This window comes from Segatella cerevisiae (assembly GCF_024054555.1).
In the GTDB taxonomy this organism is placed as follows: Bacteria; Bacteroidota; Bacteroidia; order Bacteroidales; family Bacteroidaceae; genus Prevotella; species Prevotella cerevisiae.
Genome location: NZ_JAMXLY010000028.1, coordinates 18,805 through 41,862, shown reverse-complemented (window position 1 = coordinate 41,862; position 23,058 = coordinate 18,805). Strand labels below are relative to the sequence as shown.

At 45.4% G+C, this 23,058-nt stretch carries 14 protein-coding genes; 10 read left to right on the top strand and 4 right to left on the bottom strand.

The genetic code is table 11. The annotated features are described in order from the left end of the window. The first annotated feature begins 156 nt into the window (after positions 1-156). The 4 genes from NG821_RS08075 to NG821_RS08060 are packed head-to-tail and all read left to right on the top strand — an operon-like array spanning position 157 to position 5,191. Positions 157-384, top strand: coding sequence for a hypothetical protein (locus NG821_RS08075; protein WP_252761154.1), 228 nt, complete (start codon positions 157-159; stop codon positions 382-384). 15 nt (positions 385-399) lie between these two features. Continuing rightward, on the top strand, positions 400-2,403 hold the full coding sequence (locus NG821_RS08070; RefSeq protein WP_252761153.1) for a TlpA family protein disulfide reductase: 2,004 nt from the start codon (positions 400-402) through the stop codon (positions 2,401-2,403). Positions 2,404-2,441: 38 nt separating this feature from the next. Next, positions 2,442-4,004, top strand: coding sequence for a S41 family peptidase (locus NG821_RS08065; RefSeq protein WP_252761152.1), 1,563 nt, complete (start codon positions 2,442-2,444; stop codon positions 4,002-4,004). Continuing rightward, the gene (locus NG821_RS08060; protein ID WP_252761151.1) at positions 4,001-5,191 is read left to right on the top strand and encodes a TlpA disulfide reductase family protein; all 1,191 of its coding nucleotides are present in this window, start codon (positions 4,001-4,003) and stop codon (positions 5,189-5,191) included. Before NG821_RS08065 ends, NG821_RS08060 begins: the two co-directional genes overlap by 4 nt. A gap of 232 nt (positions 5,192-5,423) precedes the next feature. Here NG821_RS08060 and NG821_RS08055 read toward each other — a convergent pair whose 3' ends face one another. Continuing rightward, on the bottom strand, positions 5,424-6,383 hold the full coding sequence (locus NG821_RS08055; RefSeq protein WP_252761150.1) for an endonuclease/exonuclease/phosphatase family protein: 960 nt from the start codon (positions 6,381-6,383) through the stop codon (positions 5,424-5,426). 364 nt (positions 6,384-6,747) lie between these two features. Here NG821_RS08055 and NG821_RS08050 point away from each other — a divergent pair, with 364 nt between their 5' ends. Genes NG821_RS08050 through NG821_RS08030 form a run of 5 tightly spaced genes read left to right on the top strand, consistent with a single transcriptional unit; the run spans position 6,748 to position 16,107 of the window. After that, complete coding sequence (locus tag NG821_RS08050) at positions 6,748-10,056, top strand: SusC/RagA family TonB-linked outer membrane protein (protein ID WP_252761149.1); 3,309 nt, start codon at positions 6,748-6,750, stop codon at positions 10,054-10,056. A 31-nt stretch (positions 10,057-10,087) separates the two neighbouring features. Beyond that, the gene (locus NG821_RS08045) at positions 10,088-11,518 is read left to right on the top strand and encodes a RagB/SusD family nutrient uptake outer membrane protein (protein WP_252761148.1); all 1,431 of its coding nucleotides are present in this window, start codon (positions 10,088-10,090) and stop codon (positions 11,516-11,518) included. A 16-nt stretch (positions 11,519-11,534) separates the two neighbouring features. Then, positions 11,535-12,674: a TlpA disulfide reductase family protein gene (locus tag NG821_RS08040; RefSeq protein ID WP_252761147.1), complete on the top strand. Its 1,140-nt coding sequence runs from the start codon at positions 11,535-11,537 to the stop codon at positions 12,672-12,674. Between the two features lie 38 nt (positions 12,675-12,712). Continuing rightward, positions 12,713-14,809, top strand: coding sequence for a protein-disulfide reductase DsbD family protein (locus NG821_RS08035; protein ID WP_252761146.1), 2,097 nt, complete (start codon positions 12,713-12,715; stop codon positions 14,807-14,809). Further along, the gene (locus NG821_RS08030) at positions 14,809-16,107 is read left to right on the top strand and encodes an L-cysteine desulfidase family protein (RefSeq protein ID WP_252761145.1); all 1,299 of its coding nucleotides are present in this window, start codon (positions 14,809-14,811) and stop codon (positions 16,105-16,107) included. Before NG821_RS08035 ends, NG821_RS08030 begins: the two co-directional genes overlap by 1 nt. Positions 16,108-16,117: 10 nt before the next feature. Here NG821_RS08030 and NG821_RS08025 read toward each other — a convergent pair whose 3' ends face one another. The 3 genes from NG821_RS08025 to NG821_RS08015 all read right to left on the bottom strand — a co-directional run bounded on the left by NG821_RS08025 (position 16,118) and on the right by NG821_RS08015 (position 22,161). Further along, positions 16,118-16,996 (bottom strand): GIY-YIG nuclease family protein, encoded by an 879-nt coding sequence (locus NG821_RS08025; protein WP_252761144.1) that lies wholly within the window; start codon positions 16,994-16,996, stop codon positions 16,118-16,120. Between the two features lie 488 nt (positions 16,997-17,484). After that, entirely contained in the window at positions 17,485-19,050 is a 1,566-nt protein-coding gene (locus tag NG821_RS08020) for a RagB/SusD family nutrient uptake outer membrane protein (protein WP_252761143.1), read from the bottom strand. Positions 19,051-19,062: 12 nt separating this feature from the next. Further along, the gene (locus tag NG821_RS08015) at positions 19,063-22,161 is read right to left on the bottom strand and encodes a SusC/RagA family TonB-linked outer membrane protein (RefSeq protein ID WP_252761142.1); all 3,099 of its coding nucleotides are present in this window, start codon (positions 22,159-22,161) and stop codon (positions 19,063-19,065) included. 186 nt (positions 22,162-22,347) lie between these two features. Between NG821_RS08015 and NG821_RS08010 the strand changes: the two genes are divergently transcribed. Beyond that, on the top strand, positions 22,348-22,902 hold the full coding sequence (locus tag NG821_RS08010) for a TlpA family protein disulfide reductase (RefSeq protein WP_252761141.1): 555 nt from the start codon (positions 22,348-22,350) through the stop codon (positions 22,900-22,902). The last annotated feature ends 156 nt before the right edge of the window (positions 22,903-23,058 follow it).

Sequence of the window (23,058 nt, the reverse complement as noted above, 5' to 3'; positions counted from 1 at the left end):
ATAGAAGTCAACCTTTATCAGGATTAGAAGATAAAATGTCAACCATATGTAGGATTAAGGAAAATAATGAACAACTTAATTCAGGCTTAAGGCTAAAAGTGGTCAACCAATATTAGGCTACCACATATCGATTACTATTATGATTTCGGACTCTATGTGAAATATCTGGTTATCAACAGTAAACAGGAATTTGCAGACAAGTATCTGAATGACCAGTTTGACTGTGGTACTGACAGTACCGCAATAGATCCGCAAACGCAGCAGACCGTCTATGTACTGGATCACAGGGTCAGAAATAAATATAATATTGTAGTAGACTACTTTAAAAACACGCTAAACATAGATTTGCAGGCTATAGGAGACAGCATTTCGAAAATCAAATAAATTATTATAAACGACATGAAAAAATTATTCATTCTTTTAAGTTGCATCTTCATCTTTTTACAGATGAGTGCACAAACTTCCTCGAGGGTGTCAGGTATTGGCAAACCTAAGGCAGGTTCTCTACAGTCTTTTACTTATGATGCTGCAGGAGGTCCGTTGGAAGGAAAGGACTCCCTGAATTGCGTTGTATACCATTACGATAATTACGTATGGAAGATCGATGACATCAATTTGAAAAAGGAAGGAGCCAATTCTTGGAAGGGTGAATTCCAGATCCCTGAAGATTGCGGTTTTTTTGCTTTGTCTTTCAAGGCAGGTTATATCGGCAATCAGGTCATTGACAATAATGATGCCAATGGAGGTTATGTATACCAGGCTCTGAATGCGATGAATGAGGTCGCTCCTGACGGCTTCCTGGCTTGGGGAATATTCCGCAACCAGCCGTATTTTAATATTACCAACTATTATCAGAAGTACACTATCCCAAATGATGCTTCCCTCATTTGGCTGAACAAAGAGGTGGACACCTATGAATCAAATATGCCCCTTTTTATGGATTATTACCTTAAAGCGGTAAAAATCATGGCTGGGACTCATTATGACAAGGTCGTTGATCTCGCTTTCCGTAATGCAAATAAGGAATTCAAGATGAATGAATTCTTGTATTCGACATTTGAGAGTGCCTATCGTTTCGATGTGAAAAATATAGCTAAAGCCGATTCTATCCATAAGGTGATACTGGAAAAGTTCCCTCATGGCTTTACCTCTCGTGCTGACTTGTTCCATAAACTGGAGAATGGCGAAGAAGATGAAACAACATTCAAGGGTATCGAGAACTTCTATAAAGAGTACCCTTACAGCGAATGCATCAAGGACCAATATGCTAAGAATCAGACATGGATGTATTATAACCTCTCTCGGAAATATACGAATGCATTGTTCGCCAAGAAACAGTATGACCGGATTATCAAGTTCCTTCCTAATTTTAATTTCATCGCTTTGAGTGAAGCTTTCAGGTGGAATATTTTCAGACCTTATAAACTCCATCTCGCTTCTAATGATTCTATCTATCCATTGGCAAAAGCTTTGATGGGGGAGATGGAGCAGAAGAGATACGATCTTTCCAATATGCAGGATCTGGAGCATTCTCCAAAAGAAGCCCAAACCTTGTTGGATTACCAGTTCTATGAAAGATTGGGCGTTTATATCCAGTTGCTGAATACGTTGAACAAGCAGAAAGAGGCTTTGCAATGGTTCAAATACTATGACAATCCTCAGGAAGAATATATTGCCTTCGGTGATGCTACCATCAATCAGGTCCGTTATGATATCTATATGAATCAGGGCCAAAAGGACAATGCGCTTACTGTCCTGAAGAAATCTGTGAAATATGATGCCATTACCGGCAGCATGCTCAATGCTTTGAAGGAAGATATTCATCCAGCTTCAGATGAGGCTTTTGACAAATATCTTAACTCTTTGAAGAGTGCTAATATCAAGGACGAACTCCAGAATACGGTTAAGTCGAATCTAGTGCAGATACCTTTCAAACCATTCAAATTTCTTGATCCCAATGGGAAACCTGTCAGCAGTGCGAGCTTCAAGAATAAGATTGTTGTCATCGATTTTTGGGCTAACTGGTGCAGTCCTTGCAAAATGGCAATGGAAGGCATGAAACTGGTCGTTGACAAATATGCCAAAGATCCTAACGTCCTGTTCTATTTCGTCAATACGATGGATCATGGCATCAAAGGTAAGGCCGCAGTTGACAAGTTTATGGCAAGCAAGTCGTATACGAATTTTAAGGTCTTGTATGATACTTGGAACCAGAGCACAGGACAGTTTGATGCCTCTTTCCATCAGTTTGCCCAGATCTTCCATTCATCAGGCATTCCTCGTAAGATGATCCTGAAGGACGGACTGATTCAGTATACGGCAGGTGGCTATAGCGGCAACCCTTCTCAATTGGCTGATGAGATGACTTCTGCCATCGAACTGATTAAGAAAAGTGGGAAATAAAGAATCTATCTGGTGAATTTTGAGACTATAAATGAGTTATGAATATCAAGAAATCAGTTGTCCTTGCCTTGTTCTTGGCATCGGGAATATCTTCCGGGAACCTGTTTGCCCAATCGTCACCTACTGAGAAGATGTCGATGACATTGTACGCCCTTTCGCGTCTTTATGTCGATTCGCTTTCGACGGGTGATATCGTCAACCAGCAGATCAAGGATATGATGCATAATCTGGATCCCTTCTCCGAATATCTCACTCCGGCACAGGCCAGGGCGAATGAGAATGTCTTGTTGGGCAGCCAGGGGACGCAATATGTCTCAGGTTTTTCTCCGAGCATGACTTTAGCATCCTTTACCGATGCAGGCATTGAGGGAGATTTCGTTCAAGGTCATTTCCTCATCTCGTTTGTCATGAGCGGGAGTGATGCCTATCAGAAGGGTATTCGTCCTGGAGATGAGATCCTGTCTGTCAATCAGACAGCAGTCAGTTCTCTGGGACCTCAGATCTATTCTGCGTTCCGCGGTCAACCCGGAAAGCAGATCCGGTTGGAAATTTCGCGGAATAAGACCACTAAGGTTTATTCCGTCGAATTGAAAGCAAATGCGAAGAGCACGGTCTCTGCTGCCTATATGCTCGATAATCATACGGGATATATCGCACTGTCCATGTTCTCTGAGAATACGGATGCGGAGTTCAGGTCCCGTCTTTCCGCCTTGAAAGCCCAGGGGATGAAAAACCTCATTCTCGATCTGCGTAAAAATCAAGGTGGGTTGTTTGATGAGGCTGTGAAAATAGCGGATGAATTTGTCGGCGGCGAGAAGTTGCTGGTCTTTACCCAAGGCTTGCATTCTCCGCGCAAGACGTTCAAGTCTACCCCTGCCGGTGCTTTCCAGAGTGGAAAGTTGATCGTCCTCATCGATGATCAGACCAAGTCGGCTGCAGAAATTCTCAGTGGTGCCTTGCAGGATAATCACAGAGGTGTCTTCGTGGGTGAAAGGTCTTTCGGAAAAGGTCTGATCCAGGAGACCCTTCCTTTCAAAGACGGTTCTGCTCTTCGGATCACGGTCGCCCGGTACTTTACGCCGAGCGGGAAATGTATCCAGAAACCTTACTCTACGGTGTTCAAGACTTTTCAGACCGGTAAGGATTCAGTGAGCACGTCTGATGACTGGGGTATCAGTCCTGATGTGACCGTGTCTGAGAACAACAAGGCTCAGACCAAATGGGCGGGCCTGCTGATGTATTGTGGGGCGATGACCAAAGCTGCACGGGATTATACCCTCATGAACAGAACTGCACTGTTGGCAAAATATCCAACTTTCAAGGCTTTTGAAAAAGGTTTTTCTGTCGACGTGAATTCACCGGTGATGAAGGAGATGATCAATGATGCGGAGTCAGCCGGTGTTTCTTACAGTCAGGATGACTACGCTAAAGACAAACTGTATGTTAACACACAACTGCGTGCTTTGGTTGCGAGAAATCTTTATAATGACAACGCTTTCTATTATCATGTTGTCAATGACGGTTCTCCCGTATATCAGAAAGGCGCAGAACTTGTACAGAAGGAATCTTTGTATAATTCATTATTGAAGAAGCAAAAATGAAGTTAAGGAATTTGTTGTTTTTGGTATCGGTTTTGTTTGTCCCTATGGCCGCAATGGCTTCGGAATCTCAGTTCTCCTTGGAGGGGAACATACATGACAAACAGTTTGACGGTCTGTATATCTATATGATTAAGAATGACATCGTCGACTATCAGAAAAACCGAGTGTTGGACAGTTGCCTGATCAAGGACGGTCAGTTCTCTTTCACCAGAAATGTGGCTGAAGGGGAATCTCCCTATGTTGTCACGTTGTCTTTGCCGCCCAAGAACGAGCATTTCACCTATGGCTTGCCTGAGTGTTATTGTATCGTGGAAGGTGGGTCAATCACGGTGGACTATACGCCTCTGGGGGAAGAAATTACCGGTGGTACTGTCAACGCTGAATATGACAGTCTTATCCTGAAGAATAATAGGCGGGTCAAACAGCAGGTTGATGTAGTGACAAAGAAACGGGATGAACTCGAAAAGGGGCAGGGTGCAGACCTGTCCCTGCAGAACCATTTCAATCAGATCATAGACAGCCTTTACAAGACGGTCAGACCTGATTACATCAAGTTTATCTCCCGTAACATCCACAATGATGCCGGGGCCTACTTTTTCTTCAATTATCCATCTTTGAACTATCCTCAGGAGACCTATGCGGCACTCTCACAGGAGGTCAATCAGGACTATGTCCGGAGCAAGAAGGCCGTGGATGAGCAGCGACAACGTGAGAGGAGCAATTTCGAACAGTCTATTCAGGCAACTAATACCGGTAGACCTTACCGCGACTTCGAAGCTCCTGATATTCATGGAAAACTGTGGAAGTTGTCCGGTTTGATCAAGAAGGGTCATGTGACCTTGATTGATTTCTGGGCATCCTGGTGTGTACCTTGTATTCAGGAATTGCCGGTTTTGAAGAAACTCTATGCGACTTATCATGCCAAAGGCTTTGATATCGTCAGTTTCTCTTTTGATACTCGGAAAGCCAGTTGGCTGAATGCCGTCAGTAAGCATCAGATGACGTGGACCCAACTCTCTGACCTGAAAGGTTGGAAGAGTCTGGTCGCCAAGGAATACGGTATCTCGGCCATTCCTTTCTTGGTGGTGGTTGATCAGAATGGTAAAATCGCTGTCAAGAATATACATGGTGACAAACTTGAGAGTATGATCAAAGACTTGATGAAGGATTTGAATAATGGAAAATAAACGCGTTTTGCTCCACGTTTAAATGGTGTGAAATGAATTGTAGGTCTTGCTGTTCCGTTCTCAATGTTTTAGGGCTTGAATACCTTAGACAAGAGCAGTAATAGGTGCCGATGAGCACTGACTGCAATACTACACTCAGAAATACCGAATCGTCTGGCCTTCCGCTGTCATTTCTATGACTTTTGGAAGAAAGGAGGATTCGGTATTTGCTTTTTTAGCGCATGATCATTTCTTAGAGCGCTGGACTAATCCCGATGTTGAATTTTGCGACGAGAGGCAGGTGGTCTGAGTATCCCGGTCTGTAGGCTGGTCCCATATACGTTCTATAGGGTTTTACACCTCCGTATTTCTCGTCAGGCTCCAAGGCGAAGGGAACGTCCCCGATATGGCAATTGAGAAAACTCGATTTGACGGATGAGGAGCAGAGAATATGGTCCAGACTCCCCCATTCTCCTCGGAAGCGATAGGTTCCCTTGGCACCGTTTTCTCCTCTGGCATCTTGAGAGAGATTGATGAATCCGATGGAATAGAGTGCTTTGAGCACCGGTGAGTTCTTGTAGTCGTTGAAGTCCCCTGCGATGATGATTTTTGCTCCCGGCGCCATGCTTCGGATAGAATCAATAGCCTGGACAAGTCTCTTTTCAACCGCCAGGCGATGAGGTCTTGATGCCCGTTCGCCTCCTGTCCTGCTCGGGGCATGTATGCCGAACACGTGCAGGGTATCCCCGTTATTCAGTTTGCCGCTCACGTAGAGGAGGTCTCTCGTGGGTCTCATGTCCGGTAATGGCGCTACTCTGAAACAGATATGGCGGAGGGGGAGAAAGGCATAGGGATTGTACAGGAGAGCCACGTCGATTCCCCGTTGATCAGGGGAGTTGGTCATGACATACTCATATTTGGCATGTCTCAGGAGGGAGCGCTTGGTGAGGTCCCGCATCACACTGTCATTTTCGATCTCACATAGGATGGCCAAGTCAGGCAGGTGCCATTGCCGTGTGGAGTCTTCTCCTAAGGCGATGAGTTCTTGTCCGATATGATTCAGTTTTCGCCAATACCTGGTGCGTGTCCAATGATGGTCGCTGTTGGGAAGGAATTCATAGTCGTTTTTCAAGGTATCATGCTGAGTATCAAAAAGATTCTCACAGTTCAGTTCTACGAAGGTGAGAAATCCGGCTAAAAGTAACCCGATCATACGCTGTTTGGTTTTTTATAGTATTCAATTTCAAAGTTAGGAAAAAGAAATAAATATGGAAAATATTTACGTGAATTTAATGGAAAATCACTAACTTTGCCACAAAGAAAACCGGATATTTGCTTTTTGAGGTCATCTGAGATGTCGTGGTCTGATTTTCCTGTCAGATTCAGATAAAAAACAAGTTTGATGGCAAGAGTCGAAATCTGGTTGGAATCATATCGTTGCCGGTCTTTATGGTCAGGGATAAGTTTTACCGGAATATAGGAAAAGGTTGCATTTAGGCTATTGTTGAGAGAGGGGAATTAGCCCGATGAAGAGAAGAAATAAGGAGAAAAGGATCACACATTATAAGGGAGAAAAAATGAGAAAATTCATCAAAACAAGATGGACATTGTTCCTGATTCCTGTTTTGTTTTCGCTGCTTGGTATTTTGACGGCACATGCCCAGTCTACGGGTGGGGGAAAACTCAACGGATCAGGACAGACCTCTGTTACCCGGATGTTGTCAGGCGTACTGACTGACGAAAATGGCGAGGTCTTGCCGGGGGCTTCTATCCGTGTTGAAGGTACGGGCACTCAGTCTGTCACTGATGCCAAAGGAAACTATTCTGTTTCTGTACCTTCGAACCAGTGCAAGGTGACATTCAGTTATATCGGGATGAAACCTTATCAATTGACTTTGCCTGCAGGCGGCGGGTCTTTGCAGAAGAACGTCCGTATGGCTTCCGACAATACGTTGAAGGAAGTGGTCGTCACCGGTTATCAGACCATCTCAAAGGAACGTGCCACAGGCAGTTTTGCCAAGGTGACCGCTGATGAACTGAAGACCAAGCGCTATGCCAACCTTTCTCAAATGCTCGAGGGCGAAGTGCCGGGGTTCAATACCGCCTCAGGTCTGATCAGGGGTACGACGACGATGAACGGCGATGCCAGCCCCCTTTATGTCATTGACGGTTTCCCGGTAGAGAATACACGGTATAATCAGACGGGGTCGCTGGTGGAAAACCTGCCCCAACTGAATGTCGAGGATATCGAGAGCATCACAGTCCTGAAGGATGCGGCTGCAGCCAGTATCTACGGCGCGCGTGCCGCCAACGGGGTCGTGGTCATCGAAACGAAAAAGGGACAGAAGAAGCACACGAACATATCTTTCAGTACTTCTCTGACCTGGCATCCTTATTCTTTCTATGACAAGCGTCTGACGGATGCCTCTGACATCATCGACCTGGAGAAGGAATGGGCAAGCAGCAATACGCACCTCCAGGGTGACCAGGCCGCGTCCTACGCCCAGTCCCTTCTGGACAATAAGGTGTATACCTCTCAGGGCATTACGAATATCCTGAATTACTATACCGGAAAACTGACACAGAGTCAACTGGATGCCAACTTGAACAGCCTGGCATCCCAAGGCTACCAGTATTATAAGGATGTGGCCAAATACGCCAAGCGGGACGCTACCTACCAGCAGTATTATCTCTCTGTGGGCAGCGGCAGTGAGAACAACAACTTCACCGCTTCGCTGTCGTACCGCAGCAACCGGCTCAATGACCGCTATTCCAATAACAATGCGTGGGGCGCAGACCTGAAGGATGTCCTGAACCTGAACCGCTGGCTGACCGTCGAACTCGGGGACTACAGTTATTTCAACAAGCAGAAGACGCAGACCTATGATCCGCTTTCCGGGGGATATACCTATGAGCCTTATGACCGCCTGAAGAACGACAACGGCACCAACTATACCTATACCCAGGAGGCACGCCTCAGTAATTCTACCCTGGCGATCATCAACAACAACGGCCTCTATAATCTGGATATTACGCCCCTTGATGAAATCAGCCGGAACATCAGCCAGTTGAACAGTTTTACGAACCGTGTCTACGGCAAACTGAATGCCGATATCTTCCCTTGGCTGAAGTATAACGTGATGTTCCAGTATGAATACAGTTATGACAAGACAAAACTGCTTTATGACAAGGAATCCTATTACGTGCGCCAACTCGTGGACGAGTATGCGACGAGTGACGGGAAGACGACAACTTTTAACATCCCCTACGGTGACATCTATTACCGTTCCAATCAAACTTCCAAGGCTTATACTTTCCGCCAGCAACTGAATTTTGACAAGACATTCGGGGGAAAGCACAACATCGTTGCCCTTTTGGGACATGAGGTCAGGAAGAACGTGCTGGACTATGACAATTCCACCCTGTATGGCTATGACCCTCAGATGCTGACATTCACGCTGGTGGACCAGAGCGTCCTCAATTCGACCACCGGGCTTCTGGGAGGCTATGGGCTGGCTGCCAATAATTTCGCTTATCTCCGCAATATTGACAACCGCTATGTCTCAGTCTATGCCAATGCAGCTTATACCTATGATGACCGGTATATGGCGACGGCCAGCATCCGCTGGGATCGCAGTAACCTTTGGGGGACGAATTCCAAATACCAGAAGAATCCGATCTGGAGTCTGGGCTCGGCATGGAACATTGACCGTGAGAAATGGTTCCACGTGAGTTGGATCGACCGCCTCAAACTCCGTCTCAGTTACGGTATTGCCGGAAACGTCGCCAAGGATGCGGCACCTTATATGACCGCCAGTTATTTCCCGAACACTAATGTGGGAGGAACGTATGGGAGCATCACTTCCCGTCCTAATCCCAACCTGCGCTGGGAGAAGACGACAACAACGAATATCGGTTTTGACTTTGCCTTGCTGCATAACCGGCTGAACGGAACGATCGAATACTATAACAAGATGGGCACTGACCTGCTCGCCAATACGGTGGGCATACCTACCGAAGGTTTCGGCTATTCCACTTATGAAATCAACAACGGCAAGATGCGCAACCGGGGTATAGAACTTACCCTTAACGGGAGTATCGTCAAGACCCGGGACTTCGGTTTCGACGTCTCTACGAATTTCAGTTACAACAAGAACAAGGTCATCTATGTCAATGTCACTGCCCCCGCTTATTACCTGCAGATGGATTACCCGCAGTCCTATCCTGTGGTCGGCAACCCCTATGCGGCCATCTATGCTTACAAGTGGGCAGGGCTGAGTGCAGACGGACTGCCTCAGGTCTATGGCGCTGACGGCAAACCGACGACTCAGGATCCGTCCTCACTGGCAGCTGTCAAGTATGTGGGCAGTACAGAACCGACGACATTGGCTTCAGTGAACCTCGATTTCCATTACCGCCAGTTGGAATTCTCCTGCCTCTGGGTCTACAAGGGCGGATACAAGATGCGCAATACAGACCTATCCATGCTGAGTGACAGTTATAATGGTGCCATGGGCAGTTATATGACGAATATCGTACCTGTCAACAAGAACATCGTTAACCGCTGGCAGAAGAGCGGGGATGAGGCTACGACCAATGTGCCTCGTGCCGTATTCGGGGAGAATCCTTTGTTCAGCGATGCGAGTTATACCATTTATAGTTATTCAGACATCAATGTCATCAACGCATCCAATCTGCGCCTTGCCAATGTCTCGCTCTCTTATGTCCTGCCACGGCAGTGGATCCTTCCTGCTCATTTGAGTAATGTCAGACTCCAGATGAATGTCGAGAACGTGTGCACGTTTGCGCACAGCAAGAGTGCGAAATATCTCCTCAGCGGTTATGATGCACCGAATTATGTATTGGGACTTTACGTTGATTTCTAAAAAGGGGAACGAAATGAAAAAAGAAGGTCTTATGAAAACGAATATATCCGGACGGAAATTCCTGAGGGTTCTTGCACTCTTCTGCATGGCTGCGGGTGTGCTGTCTTGGACATCCTGTGACAGTTATCTGGACAATGTGCCTAAGGGCCAGAAGATCCCTACGACTCTCAAGGACTTTACGGATATGATAGGCAATGAGTATACGAACCAGCGTGAAGATGTCACCCAGGCTTTGCTCTTGCTGAATGACCGTTATGTCTCTTCGGCAAACCTCAACTATTATCCTTTATGGAAGGCTAATTACTTTTGGGATGAGAGTGCCAATAGGGTACAACTCAACAACTCTGATGAGATGACGTATTATAACGGTTATGCTGCGATTTCTACAGCCAATCTGATCTTGGAGAATGTACCTTCCGCTACGGATGGTACAGACAAGGATCGTGCCGTCGCCATTGCTCAGGCGAAGATTCTGAGGGATATGAAATATTTTACCCTCGTCAATTATTACAGTCACACCTATAATGCCTCCACGGCTTCATCGGATGGGGGAGTCCCCTTGATCACCAGTGCAGAAGTGGGCGCCTCTTACACCCAGCCCAACGTGCAGGCGATCTATGATTTTATCCTGAAGGATATTCAGGCAGCATTGCCGGACCTGCCGGAGAAATCACAGAATGTGCTCTATGCCGACGCGGCTACGGGAAATGCCTTTGCAGCCCGTGTCTATCTGCAGATGAGCGATTATACAAATGCCTTGAAATATGCTCAGGCAGCGTTAGCTTACAATGACTCCCTCTTTGACTGGAAGGCTTTCTATAATGCGCACAAGTCTGTTCTGGACCCTCCTGATGTCTATCAGCAGATCACTTCCCCTATGGGGTTCGACTACTGTGAGAATTATAATTTCTGCCACGGGAACAACTCCTATCAGGGGAGCGACTTCAGCATGAGGGTCGACCGCGCGGCACGCTTCGAACCTGGGGATGCGGAATTTCTCAGCCGTTGGAAAAAGCGGACGGTAGGCAGTGATACCTATTATGCGGCAATGACTGCAGGGTATTACAATTGTGGGGGTATGACGACTACGGAGGTCTATCTCATCGAAGCAGAGTGCCTGGCCCGTTTGGGAAATATTGATGAGGCGATGGCTGTCCTCAATAAGGTACGCAAGGCGCGTATTCTGGACAGTTATTACAAAGACCTGACCGCTTCTACTGTGGAAGAGGCTGTCCGCCAGATCCGAGACGTCAAGGCAAACGCCCTGATTTTCACGATCGTGCCGTTTTGTGACGCCCGCCGTCTGAATCTGGAACCGGCCTATGCGAGGACCTTGGAGAAGACGGAAAACGGAGTGAATTATTCTCTTGCTCCGGACAGTTATATGTGGACGATGCCTTTCCCGCAGGGGGCAGTGGACAATCCCGGTAATGGGACAGTTAAACAGAATGTCAATAAATGATTAAAATACAATAGGTATGAAGATATATTTAGTTCTTTCTTTACTCCTTGCCCCGTCTCTCCTCTGGGGTCAGGGTTATCATATTAGAGGACAGATTTCAGGATTGCAGGATGGGGATACTGTCCAGATCAATGAAATCAGTCATAAATGGAAGGCACCTTTGGCTGAGACGGTTGTCAGGAGCGGGGAGTTCTCTTTCTCCGGTGACCAGTCTGATCCGAGAGGTGTCTATGTTCAGGTGAAGGGCTGCAATGGTGCCGTTCCGCTCATTCTCGATAATCATCAGATTGTCCTTTCAGGTACAGCTGCCAGGAATGACTCCCAGAAGATACCGTTTTACCGTTTTCAGGTCAAGGTATCCGGCAGTCCGCTCACGGATGAGTTGAATGAAAAACTGAAAGTGAGGGTTGCGCTTGACAGTCAGTATGCTGACTATCACAGGCGCTATGCTGACATCAGCAACCAGGTCAACAAGGCTGCTGCTGCACATGACTCTGCAGAGATGAAACGTCTCATGGCCACACCGGAGTACAGTGCTTTCGTGCGTGAAGACCATCGCTTTTTTACGGCTGTGGACAGTACCTACAGTGCTCTCTTTGCTCAGAATAAAAATTCATGGTGGGGGCCTTTCCTGATGGAAGCGACGCTGAGTTATTTCTCTGACGAACAGAAACCGGCCTACGAACTGTTGACGGAAAATGCCAAGAATTCGTATTATGGGAAAATGGTCCATGATGAACTTTATCCCGCAGACTACACAGGCAAAAAGGTGCCCGATTTCACGGTAAGTGACGGTAAGACGCTCAAAGACCTGCTCGCAGGCAAGAAATATGTCCTGATCGATTTCTGGGCAAGTTGGTGTGTCCCTTGCCGACGTGAGATTCCCAATTTGAAGAAACTCTATGCCCTTTATGCCAGCAAAGGTTTCCAGATTGTCAGTTTGTCCATTGACAGGGATGCGGCAGCCTGGAAGAAGGCGAAGGCTGAGGAGAATATGCCTTGGCCGGGATACCTTGACACACAGGGTATTAGTGGCAAATATGGTGTCCGTTTCATTCCGATGATGTTCCTGGTCGATCATGAGGGCAGGCTGGTGAGTGACAAACTCCGTGGCGAAGAACTTGCTCAGAAATTATCGGAATTGTTCCACGAATAAATCAACAGATTAATAAACATCCTTAAATACGATTGAAAATGAAAAAAGCGATTTCACTGTTAGTCTTGTGCATGGCCTTTCTGATGGCGCATGCCCAGATGGTGGATCCGGTTCATTTCTCTTCACAAGTGAAAATGAATGGGACGGCTGATGCCGAGATTATTTTTACAGGCAGGATAGATGCCGGATGGCACGTCTATTCTACGGATTTGGGTAATAATGGCCCTATCTCTGCTACGTTTCATGCCAATAAGATGAAAGGTGTGAAACTGGTTGGAAAACTGATGCCCCGGGGACATGAGATTTCCAAGATGGACCCGATATTCGGTATGAGACTCCGTTACTTTGAAGGGAGTGTGACCTTTATCCAGAAGGTGAAGTTTACTGCTCCGGCTTATCAGATTGACGCTTATCTCGAGTATGGCGCCTGCAATGACCAGAACTGTCTCCCGCCTACGCAGGTGGAAGTCAGAAAGTCGGGAAAATCTCCGTCTTTCGATGCTGCTGCAAGTCAGACTGCCGCAGCCACCGGTGCGACTGGGACGAATACGACGGTCTTGCCTACTGCTGTGACAGGCGATTCTACTGCTCTTCCTGCAGCTGCTGACTCTGTCAAGGCTGCGACTGCAGCTCCTGCTGCTGTTGTCCAGGCAACACCTCAAGAGGAACATTCCTGGTGGCAGCCTGTCATCAGCCAACTCCAGTCTTTCGGAGGCAATGGGAACATCGCCGGACATTCTCTGTTCTATATTTTCTGGATGGGTTTCATAGGTGGTCTGCTGGCATTGATGATGCCTTGTATCTGGCCGATCATCCCGATGACGATCAGTTTCTTCCTGAAACGAGGCGGGAGCAAGAGGCGGGGAATACGTGATGCCTCCTTGTACGGCTTGTCGATCATTGTGATCTTCCTGGCTCTGGGAATCCTCATTACTGCGATATTCGGACCGAGTACCCTTAATTCTCTCGCGACGAATGCCGTCTTCAATGTCATCCTGTTCCTCCTGCTTGTCCTCTTTGCTTTCTCGTTCTTCGGTTGGTTCGAGATCAAACTCCCGGACAGTTGGGGAAATGCAGTTGACTCTAAGGCTGCGAACACCACCGGACTGATCTCTATCTTCCTGATGGCTTTTGCCCTGGTCTTGATTTCCTTCTCTTGTACAGCCCCGATCATAGGACTGCTGCTCGTACAGACGGTCACCTCAGGCAACTGGGCCGGCCCTGCTATCGGAATGTTCGGATTCTCTTTGGCACTGGCCATTCCTTTTACCCTCTTTGCCATGTTCCCGTCTTGGCTGAAATCAGCTCCGAAGTCAGGCTCATGGATGAACAACATCAAGGTTGTCCTGGGTTTCATCGAACTGGCTTTCTCTCTGAAGTTCTTGTCTGTAGCAGACTTGGCCTACGGCTGGCACCTCCTCAGCCGTGAGACTTTCCTTGCACTTTGGATCGTCATCTTCGGTGCTATGGGTATGTATTTGATCGGCAAACTCCGGTTCCAGTCGGATGCCCTCTATGATGCTGACGGCAAACTCCTGCCTGCTAAACCGATGCCGGTTGCAGCAGTCATGATTGGTCTCTGCTCTCTGGCCTTTGCCATCTATATGGTTCCGGGTCTATGGGGTGCTCCTTGCAAGGCAGTCAGCGCATTCGCACCGCCTATCAATACACAGGATTTCAATCTGAATGACAAGGTCGTCAAGGCTCAGTATACTGACTATGAACAGGGTATGGCTGCTGCCAAGTCTCAGGGCAAACCTGTGCTGATCGACTTTACCGGTTTTGGCTGTGTCAACTGCCGCAAGATGGAAGCTGCCGTTTGGACCGATCCTTCTGTTGCTGATAAACTGACGAAGGATTATGTGTTGATCTCCCTCTTCGTGGATGACAAGACACCGCTGCCTAAACCTATTGAGGTGAATGACAATGGCCGTACACGTACGCTTCGTACGATCGGAGACAGATGGAGTTATCTCCAGGCTCACAAGTTCGGCTCTAACACCCAACCTTTCTATGTTCCGGTAGACAATAACGGAAAACCACTGAATCGCGCTTACAGTTATAAAGAGGATGTGGCTGCTTATCTTGATTTCCTGAACAAAGGTTTGGCTAATTATGCAAAAGAGACGAAATAATGGCTGTATTGGAAAAGACGGTCAGGAATCAGATCCGTGAATTGATTCAGCAGCAGGTCGTTCCGGCTGTAGGTTGTACTGAACCTATGGCTGTAGCGCTTTGTACTGCACGCGCCCGGGAAAATTTGGGACGCATGCCGGAGAAGATTACGGCATTGCTGAGTAAGAATATTTTGAAAAATGCAATGGGAGTCGGCATTCCTGGTACAGGAATGGTCGGGCTTCCCATTGCAATTGCTCTGGGAGCTTTGATCGGGAAATCCGAATACCAACTGGAGGTCATCAAGGACCTCACGGCTGATACGCTTCAGGAAGGAAAGGATTATCTGAAAAAGAAGACGATCGATATAAAACTCAAGGAGGGGGATGTCGACAAACTCTATGTCGAGGTGGTCTGCCGGTCCGGAGAGGACAGTTCAGTGGCTGTCATTTCAGGGAAACATACCAATTTCGTGTATGAGCGCCTTAACGACAAGGTGCTGTATGACCGTCGGAATCCTGCCGGTGGTGAGAAAGAGACGGGCAGTCTTCCTCTCAATTTGAGGAAGGTATACGACTATGCCGTTTTCTCGCCTTTGGAAGAACTCGAGTTTATTCGCAAGACCAAAGAGTACAATATGCGTGCGGCAGCGGAATCCATGAAAGGCAATTACGGGCATTGTCTGGGCAAGACGATGGATCGTCCCCTCAGTCATGGCATCTTCGGAAATTCCATATTCTCCCATATCATTTCCAAGACAGCTTCTGCCTGTGATGCCCGTATGGGAGGGGCGATGATCCCGGTGATGAGTAATTCCGGTTCAGGCAACCAGGGTATCTGTGCCACCAACCCTGTCGTCGTGTACGCTATGGAGAATGAGAATACGGATGAAGAGTTGATTCGGGCTTTGACCCTCAGCCATCTCACGGCTATATATATTAAACAAAGTCTGGGGACGTTGTCCGCCCTCTGTGGTTGTGTCGTTGCCAGTATCGGCAGCAGTTGTGGAATAACTTATCTGATGGGTGGTGATTACAGTCACATCTGCCATTCTGTGAAGAATATGATTGCGACCTTGACGGGGATGATCTGCGATGGTGCAAAACCCAGTTGTTCGCTGAAAATATGTTCCGGTGTGAGTATGGCACTATGGTCTGCCATGCTTTCCATGGAAGGACAATATGTTACTTCGGCAGAAGGTATCATAGATGATGATGTCGACCAAAGTATCAGGAACCTGACCAGCATCGGCAAGGATGCCATGTGTACGACAGATGATAAGGTCTTGGATATCATGACTCATAAGAATCATTGTTGAGTATCCGGCTTTAGGAAAAGACTTCGAGTTTTCCGGTCCTGAGTTGTTTCAGTTTCTTCCTGAATTCGAGGTTGGTCGGGTGATGATTGTCCTTGATGTTCAGAGGGGGATTGAGATAAGCGATCAACTGGTCCTGCAAGGCTTCATAATTGTCTTGACGGCAGTAATATAGCACGATCAGGTTCTCTTTCATCCATCTTGTCAGTTTTTCTTCGTCCGCTCCGCAGAACTTTTTATAACCGTCATCCGGTCTGTTCTTGTCCCTGGGGATGAGGCGGAAGCCGAATAGTCTGCCTAGGGATTTCCTCAGAGTGGATTTTCCGGAATTGTTTCCGAAATGTCTGTTGCAGATGCGTTTGCGAAGGCGCTCTTTCGTGCTGATGCCCGTATACAGGACATTGAATGCCTTGTCATGGAGTTTGAGATGACTGAAAACGAGAGTGTCCTTCAGGGCCGGGAAGGTGCAGTCGTGCCGGATTAGAAAGATATAATTTCCGGGTAAGTCCGGAATCTCCGGATAAAGATCCGTCAGAGGGTCATAGACGTGGAACAAGGCGAGCTTTTTCTTCAGGTCTGCCTCTTCGAAGGCATGAAGGTTCATCAGGTTTTCCGGGTCTTCAGTACCGGCTTTCTTGAGTTTGGCTTCCTTGCCGGCAATCGTGTAGCCTCCTCGCTTACTGTTGTAGCAGATTTGAATGTGCAGAATATTGCAGATTTCCTTGATGTTGCGTTGCAGCGTCCTTTCCGAGATAGGTGTACTGATATGGTTGTTGACGAAATGGAGAAGCGTTTGGGATGAGACCACGTTTCCTTTTCCGAGAGCAACAGAAGAATAGATTCTATAGAAAATCAACAACAATCTTTTGGATAGATCTGCTTGACTGGCCATCTGTATTCTGATTTGGAAGTTATTGCAAGTGCAAATATAGGAAAAAATTATCAGAAGATAAGAGGGAAGAAAGATTATCGGCTATCTGATTGGAAAATGTAGTAATATCAGTTAGTCATGGTTAATAAAAATCTTTTGGCATTGATAACTCTTCAGTTTTCCGAAGCGATGGTATGCCTTCGAAGTCTGGTTAAAACTTCTACATAAGTTTCTCTTCAAGGATAGAAAAAAATTAAAGCTTTTCAGAAATAGTAGAATTCTGAAAAGCTTTAATTTTTAATTAGATGTATGCTTTTGCACAAAATAAGTACCCTTTGTCAGTACAGTTTCGTGTCGTTATCATTGTTATGTAATATTGCCTTTTATCAAGATTTACTTCAGAATATCTGGTATCTAAATGTCTTGCTGAAAGGCTTATTCTATTGTCATATTACTGATACTTCTAAGTTCAAATCTGAATAGATCTAGCACAATGATAGTATTTTGTCTTAGTTGTAAATAGCTAATTTGGGATGTTTGCTGTAAAGATTCTTGTTAGAGAGTTCCTCGCCATCAGGAATCCTGAACAGATAATACTTACTGTTGATTTGGAAGTCAGAACCATCGGGTTGCTTTATGATTCGATGCCCTTGAGGAGAGATTTGACGGTGATGAACTGTCCCGTTTGCATCAGTATAAGTATAGTCAATAGGAGTAGAAGGATACTCTTTACGGACAATGGCTTGTTGATTGCGGATGATATCTATCAGGCTAAAGCCTTCACCCCATAGCTCACGGCGTCGTTCCAGAAGAATGTCGTCAATGATTTGTTTCTGAGATTCTCCTTCATTTGCTAATTTAGCACCTCTGGCGCTGCGCAATGCATTCAATCTTTTTAAAGCGCCCTGTAAGTCATTGAGCCTTGCCCTGGCTTCTGCATTGATGAGATATATTTCTGAAACCCTCATCAGTACTAAATCTCCAACCCCGTCTTCTCCTTCAAAACTGCGTATTCGGAATTTCTTATTACGCAAGTAAAGTTCCGTACTGCTACTCTTGTCACTTCCCGGAGGGAGATCCCAGTATATTAAGTCCTTGCGGTAATCACCATCGTCATATTTCTCATAAAAATAAGGGTCGACATTAAAACTAAAATAGTAAATTCCATCGGTTGTTGTATCCAAATAATGGAAATGGTATGAGCTATTTGACTGATCGACGGTCTGAGGGTGTCCCCAAATCCATTCTTTATTATTTACATCATTAAAACCTCCATACCATTCATCCTTAGTCATCAGATAATCGTCAAGGTCAAGTAACTGGTCCGAGTAATCCTTTGCTTTCTGCCATTGGCGGGAATAGAGAGCAGCTCTGGACAGTAGGCCTAAAACTACTTCATGATCGATCTTCCATTTTGCAGTGCGTGTATAGTCTTTAGGAATTAAAGCGAGAGCCTGTTCTAAATCTGACATTGACTGTCTGTAGACTTCTGCTACACTGCTGGCCGGTTTACCAGTAAGAGCGGTATTCTCATCCGTTGGCTCCGTGTAGATAGGTACATTGACAGCATTCGAATCTTCGTTAATGGCAAAACTGTATAACGAAGCGAAGTGTAAATAGATATAACCTCGAAGAGCAAGAGCCTGTCCTTTGATTCTATTGATATCATTTTGGCTACCTTTAGACTGATCTATGTTAGCAATGACATTGTTGGCGTTGTTGATAGTTTGATACCCTAGTTGCCAACTTAGGTCATCGATATAGTCTGTCTTTCCGTAGACGGCAGTCAGAGCATACATGTCGCGATAGCCGTATCGCGTATTGACAACAACGTCATTTCCCATAGCATCAGAGGTGAGTTGTATAGCACTCCACCCAGGTGCACGATAAGTATAGAAAGTTTCCTGAAGGTTCTCCCATGCTCCGTTGAGCACTTTTTCAGCATCTTCTGTAGTTTTGAATACGACATTAGATGGTAAGGCTGTAGTCGGCTCTGTTTCCAAATCACAGGAATTGAAGGAAATAAGGCCTATAAAAATGAATAATATTTTCGTGGATAGTTTAATAATTTTCATGTCTGTTTCTGATTAAAATTTAACATTAATACCCATGGTAATACTCTTCATAGAAGGATATCTGTAATAGGTTGTTCCTCCAATATTCTGTTCCGGATCTAGACCTTGTTGAGCTGCCCAGGTCAAAAGATTTTCCGCTGTAAGATTAAGAGTGGCCTCTTGTAATCCTAGACGCTGAAACCATTGCTTCGGCAATGTATAACCTAATGATATGTTTTTTAGTTTCAGGTAGTCGCGGCTGACGAGAAATCGAGAAGATGTATTGGTCCATGAGCTTGCAGGCTCTGTTGTAAGTCGTGGAATGTCTGTTTGTGTGTTTTCGGGAGTCCAACGGTTGAGCATATCCGCACTCCATCCCGTCCCGGAAGGTCCTTGAGAAAGGAGGGATACTTTATCTCCATTGTATATTTTCCCACCTAAGGAATAAGAGAAAAACATAGAGAAAGACCAATTTTTATAATTCAAGCTACTCTGTATGCCACCCGTAACATCCGGTAGAGAACTACCCGATTTTACCTTGTCGTCTGCAGTTAGAGAGGAGTAGTCTTCAGTGGTATACTTCTGACCTTTGTCATCAATACCATACCACTGTGGATTTCCATCTTTGGGATTCACTCCTGCCCATTCTATGAGATACCAATCATAAAGACTTCCGCCTTTAACCCATTTTTTATCTCCGCTCCACATTACATCAGATGGTAATGAAGTGATGGTATTCTTGTAGGTCGTAGCGTTGAGCGACACATTCCATTCCCAGTCGCGACTTTTTATAGGTTGCCCGTTTAATTGAAATTCCCATCCAACGTTTCTCATCGCGCCAATATTAGCATCCATATCGGTGTAACCTGATGAAGGAACCAGATTAAGACTGAACAGTAAATCTTTCGAATGACGTACGAAAAACTCGATACTACCGTTTAGACGATTGTTCCATAATCCGAAATCAAGCGCAATGTTTAGATTCAGATTGGTTTCCCATGACAAATTCGGAGTAGCTAGTCGTGATGCGATAACTCCAGATTCTCCCAGATTGTTTGCTATGGAGTATAGTTCTTGATAGGCATAGTATCCTACATTGTCATTACCCTGGGCTCCATAACTTGCACGTAATCCTAAATTGTAAAGCCAACTTTTTGTGTTCTTCATGAATGATTCTTCAGAGATCTTCCATGATCCACCGACACTCCAGAAAGTTCCCCATCTTTTCTTTGGTGCAAAACGAGAGCTGCCGTCAGAGCGTATGCTGGCTGATAGATAATATCTTCGATCATAATTGTATTCAGCTGATCCGAAGTAGGAAAGTAGTTTGTAAGCATCGCTGTTACCCGTGAAACTACTTAGAGTGCTAGCAGCATCAGGTTCATAGAATCCATCAGCAATGACATTGGTGCGAGTCCCTCCAAAATTACTTGTATGATATTCGTAGTATTCTTGTCCGATTAGCGCATGGAGGTTGTGAAGTGACGAGAAAGAGTGCGTGTAGTTGACCACGTTGTTAATTGTGAAGGCTGATGCTTGAATATTCTCTTTGTTGATGGAACCACCGGTAGTAGTACCTATTCCTATTTCTGGATTAACATAATTGCGGTCAGTACTGTTGTCATAATCGTAATTGATGGTCAGTTTATAAGACCAATCTTTTAAAGGCTTCAATTCTAAGAACGAACGTACCGAAAGGTCATTACGGATAATGTCACTTTTATCATGTGGCATTGTAGCTACTAGATTTTGGTTGGAATATGAATTTGGTCTGTAGCTTCCCAAATCCCATATTCTGTTTCCATCTTCATCCAACAAATATTCTCCTGTCTCCAAATTCCGTTGGTAGATAGGATAAAAAGATTGCATATCACGTGCAAAGGTGATGATGTTATCGGTGGAAGAATCGTCCTGTTTAGGATATTTTTGAGAAGAATGAGTGCCATTGATATTCAATCCGAGTTGAAGCCATTTCTTTACTTGACTTGATATATTAGCACGGAAAGTATAGCGTTTAAATCCTGATTGGATATAGGCGCCTTCATCATTCAGATAGCCGGCAGAAAAGTAATAGGCAGAAGATCGGTTCCCACCACTCACGCTGAGGTCATACTGTTGGAAATGGGCATTCTGTGTCAGAGCTTTATCCCAATTGTCATTCCATAAGGGCGTGGCACCTTTGACCAATTTTCCATCTGTACCTACAGGTTGGGGATATGCTGATCCATAGGGATTGATTCCCAGTGCCCCAACTAGATTCTTAGAAGCATAACTGTCGGCATCTTCAAGATTATACCCACTGTCAAGACGCTGATTACGTATGGCCTCCCAATAGAGTTGGTAATATTGATCTGTGGTTAACTGTTTATAGTCACTTCTTGCTCTGCTTGACCATCCATATTTGGCTGACAAGTTGATGCTGGGCGCTTGTCCTTGAGAACCTTGCTTGGTAACGATCATGATAACACCGTTGGCAGCTCGACTGCCATAGAGAGCAGCACTTGCGGCATCTTTCAATACGGTAATGGATTCAATGTCTTCAGGGGATATGCTTGAAAGCGTCCCTTGATAGGGTACACCGTCAACCACATAGAGTGGAGAACTGGATGCGTTGACCGATCCTACACCTCTGATATATATAGAGGCATCGGTCCCTGGCTGACCAGTAGATGAAAATGACTGTAATCCTGGGACCGTCCCTTGTAGTGCTTTACTAACATTGCTGACTAATTCTTTTTTGATGGTCTTTTCGTCAATAAAACCAGCAGATCCTGTGAAGGTGGATTTTTTAGCTGTACCATAAGGAATAGTAATTGTTACCTCATTTAAGGTATTATCTTCTGAGGTAAGAAGAATATCTATATGAGATTTTCCAAGGATTGGTATCTCTTTAGATTGAAATCCGATATAGTGTACTAATAAGGTCGCATGAGGATCAACTTCTATTTTGTAAATTCCGTCAGCATCAGTTATAGTTGCCGATTTGTTTTTTCCTTTAACGGATACAGAGGCACCTGGCAATGGTCCGTTGTTGTCCTGCACCTTTCCACTGACTATGATCTTTTGAGCATGGACCACAACTTGGAAAGTAAGCATAATAACTAATAAAAATACCTTCTTCTTTTTACCCATAACTAAAATAAATAATGCTTTCGTAATGTGAAAATAAATTGGTACAAACTTACGGATTTAATGGATAAAATAAAATCGGATAATCAAGGTATTTTGCATGACATATTTATGGGGGCTAAAATACCATGATAGTGTGATAGATTAATTGTACGGTTATTCGTATCTTTGCAAATAAAACAATAGGTTATGAAAATATTAAGATTGCTGTTTCTGTTTATTTCCGGAAGCTTTATCCTGAATGCCCATGCTCGGGGTGCATCGGTGAAACAGGCTGTTCACGCTGATTCTACGGGGTATATCGTGTACGACGGTGATCAGGCACCTGACTTTACGGTAAAACTTACAAATGGTAAACGCGTCAAACTCTCTGATCTGAAAGGAAAAGTCGTGCTATTGCAGTTTACTGCGAGTTGGTGCAGTGTCTGCCGTAGGGAAATGCCTCATTTGGAGAAGGATATCTGGCAGAAGCATAAGAATGACCCCAACTTTGTATTCATCGGCATTGACCGTGACGAACCTTTAGCGAAGGTTGTGAGTTTTGCCAAGCAAACTGGTATTACTTATCCTTTGGGTTTAGATCCAGGGGCCGCCATTTACTCTAAATATGCCTTAAAAGATTCCGGTATTACCAGAAATGTCTTGATAGACAGGACAGGGAAGATCGTGAAGCGGACGAGATTGTACAATGAGAAAGAATTCGCATCACTGGTCAATGAGATTGATCGGATTTTGAGCGAATAGAGTTTGGAATTTCCAAACTCTCGCGTTTTTTGTCACCTGGCATACTGTTCTTTGAGGACTCAGGTCCTTTTCTTGATGATGACTGTTTGTACTCGCTAAATGGACTAGTGCATTATCTTGTATTCTGAAGTTTCAGTTCTTACTTTCCTTAAATCG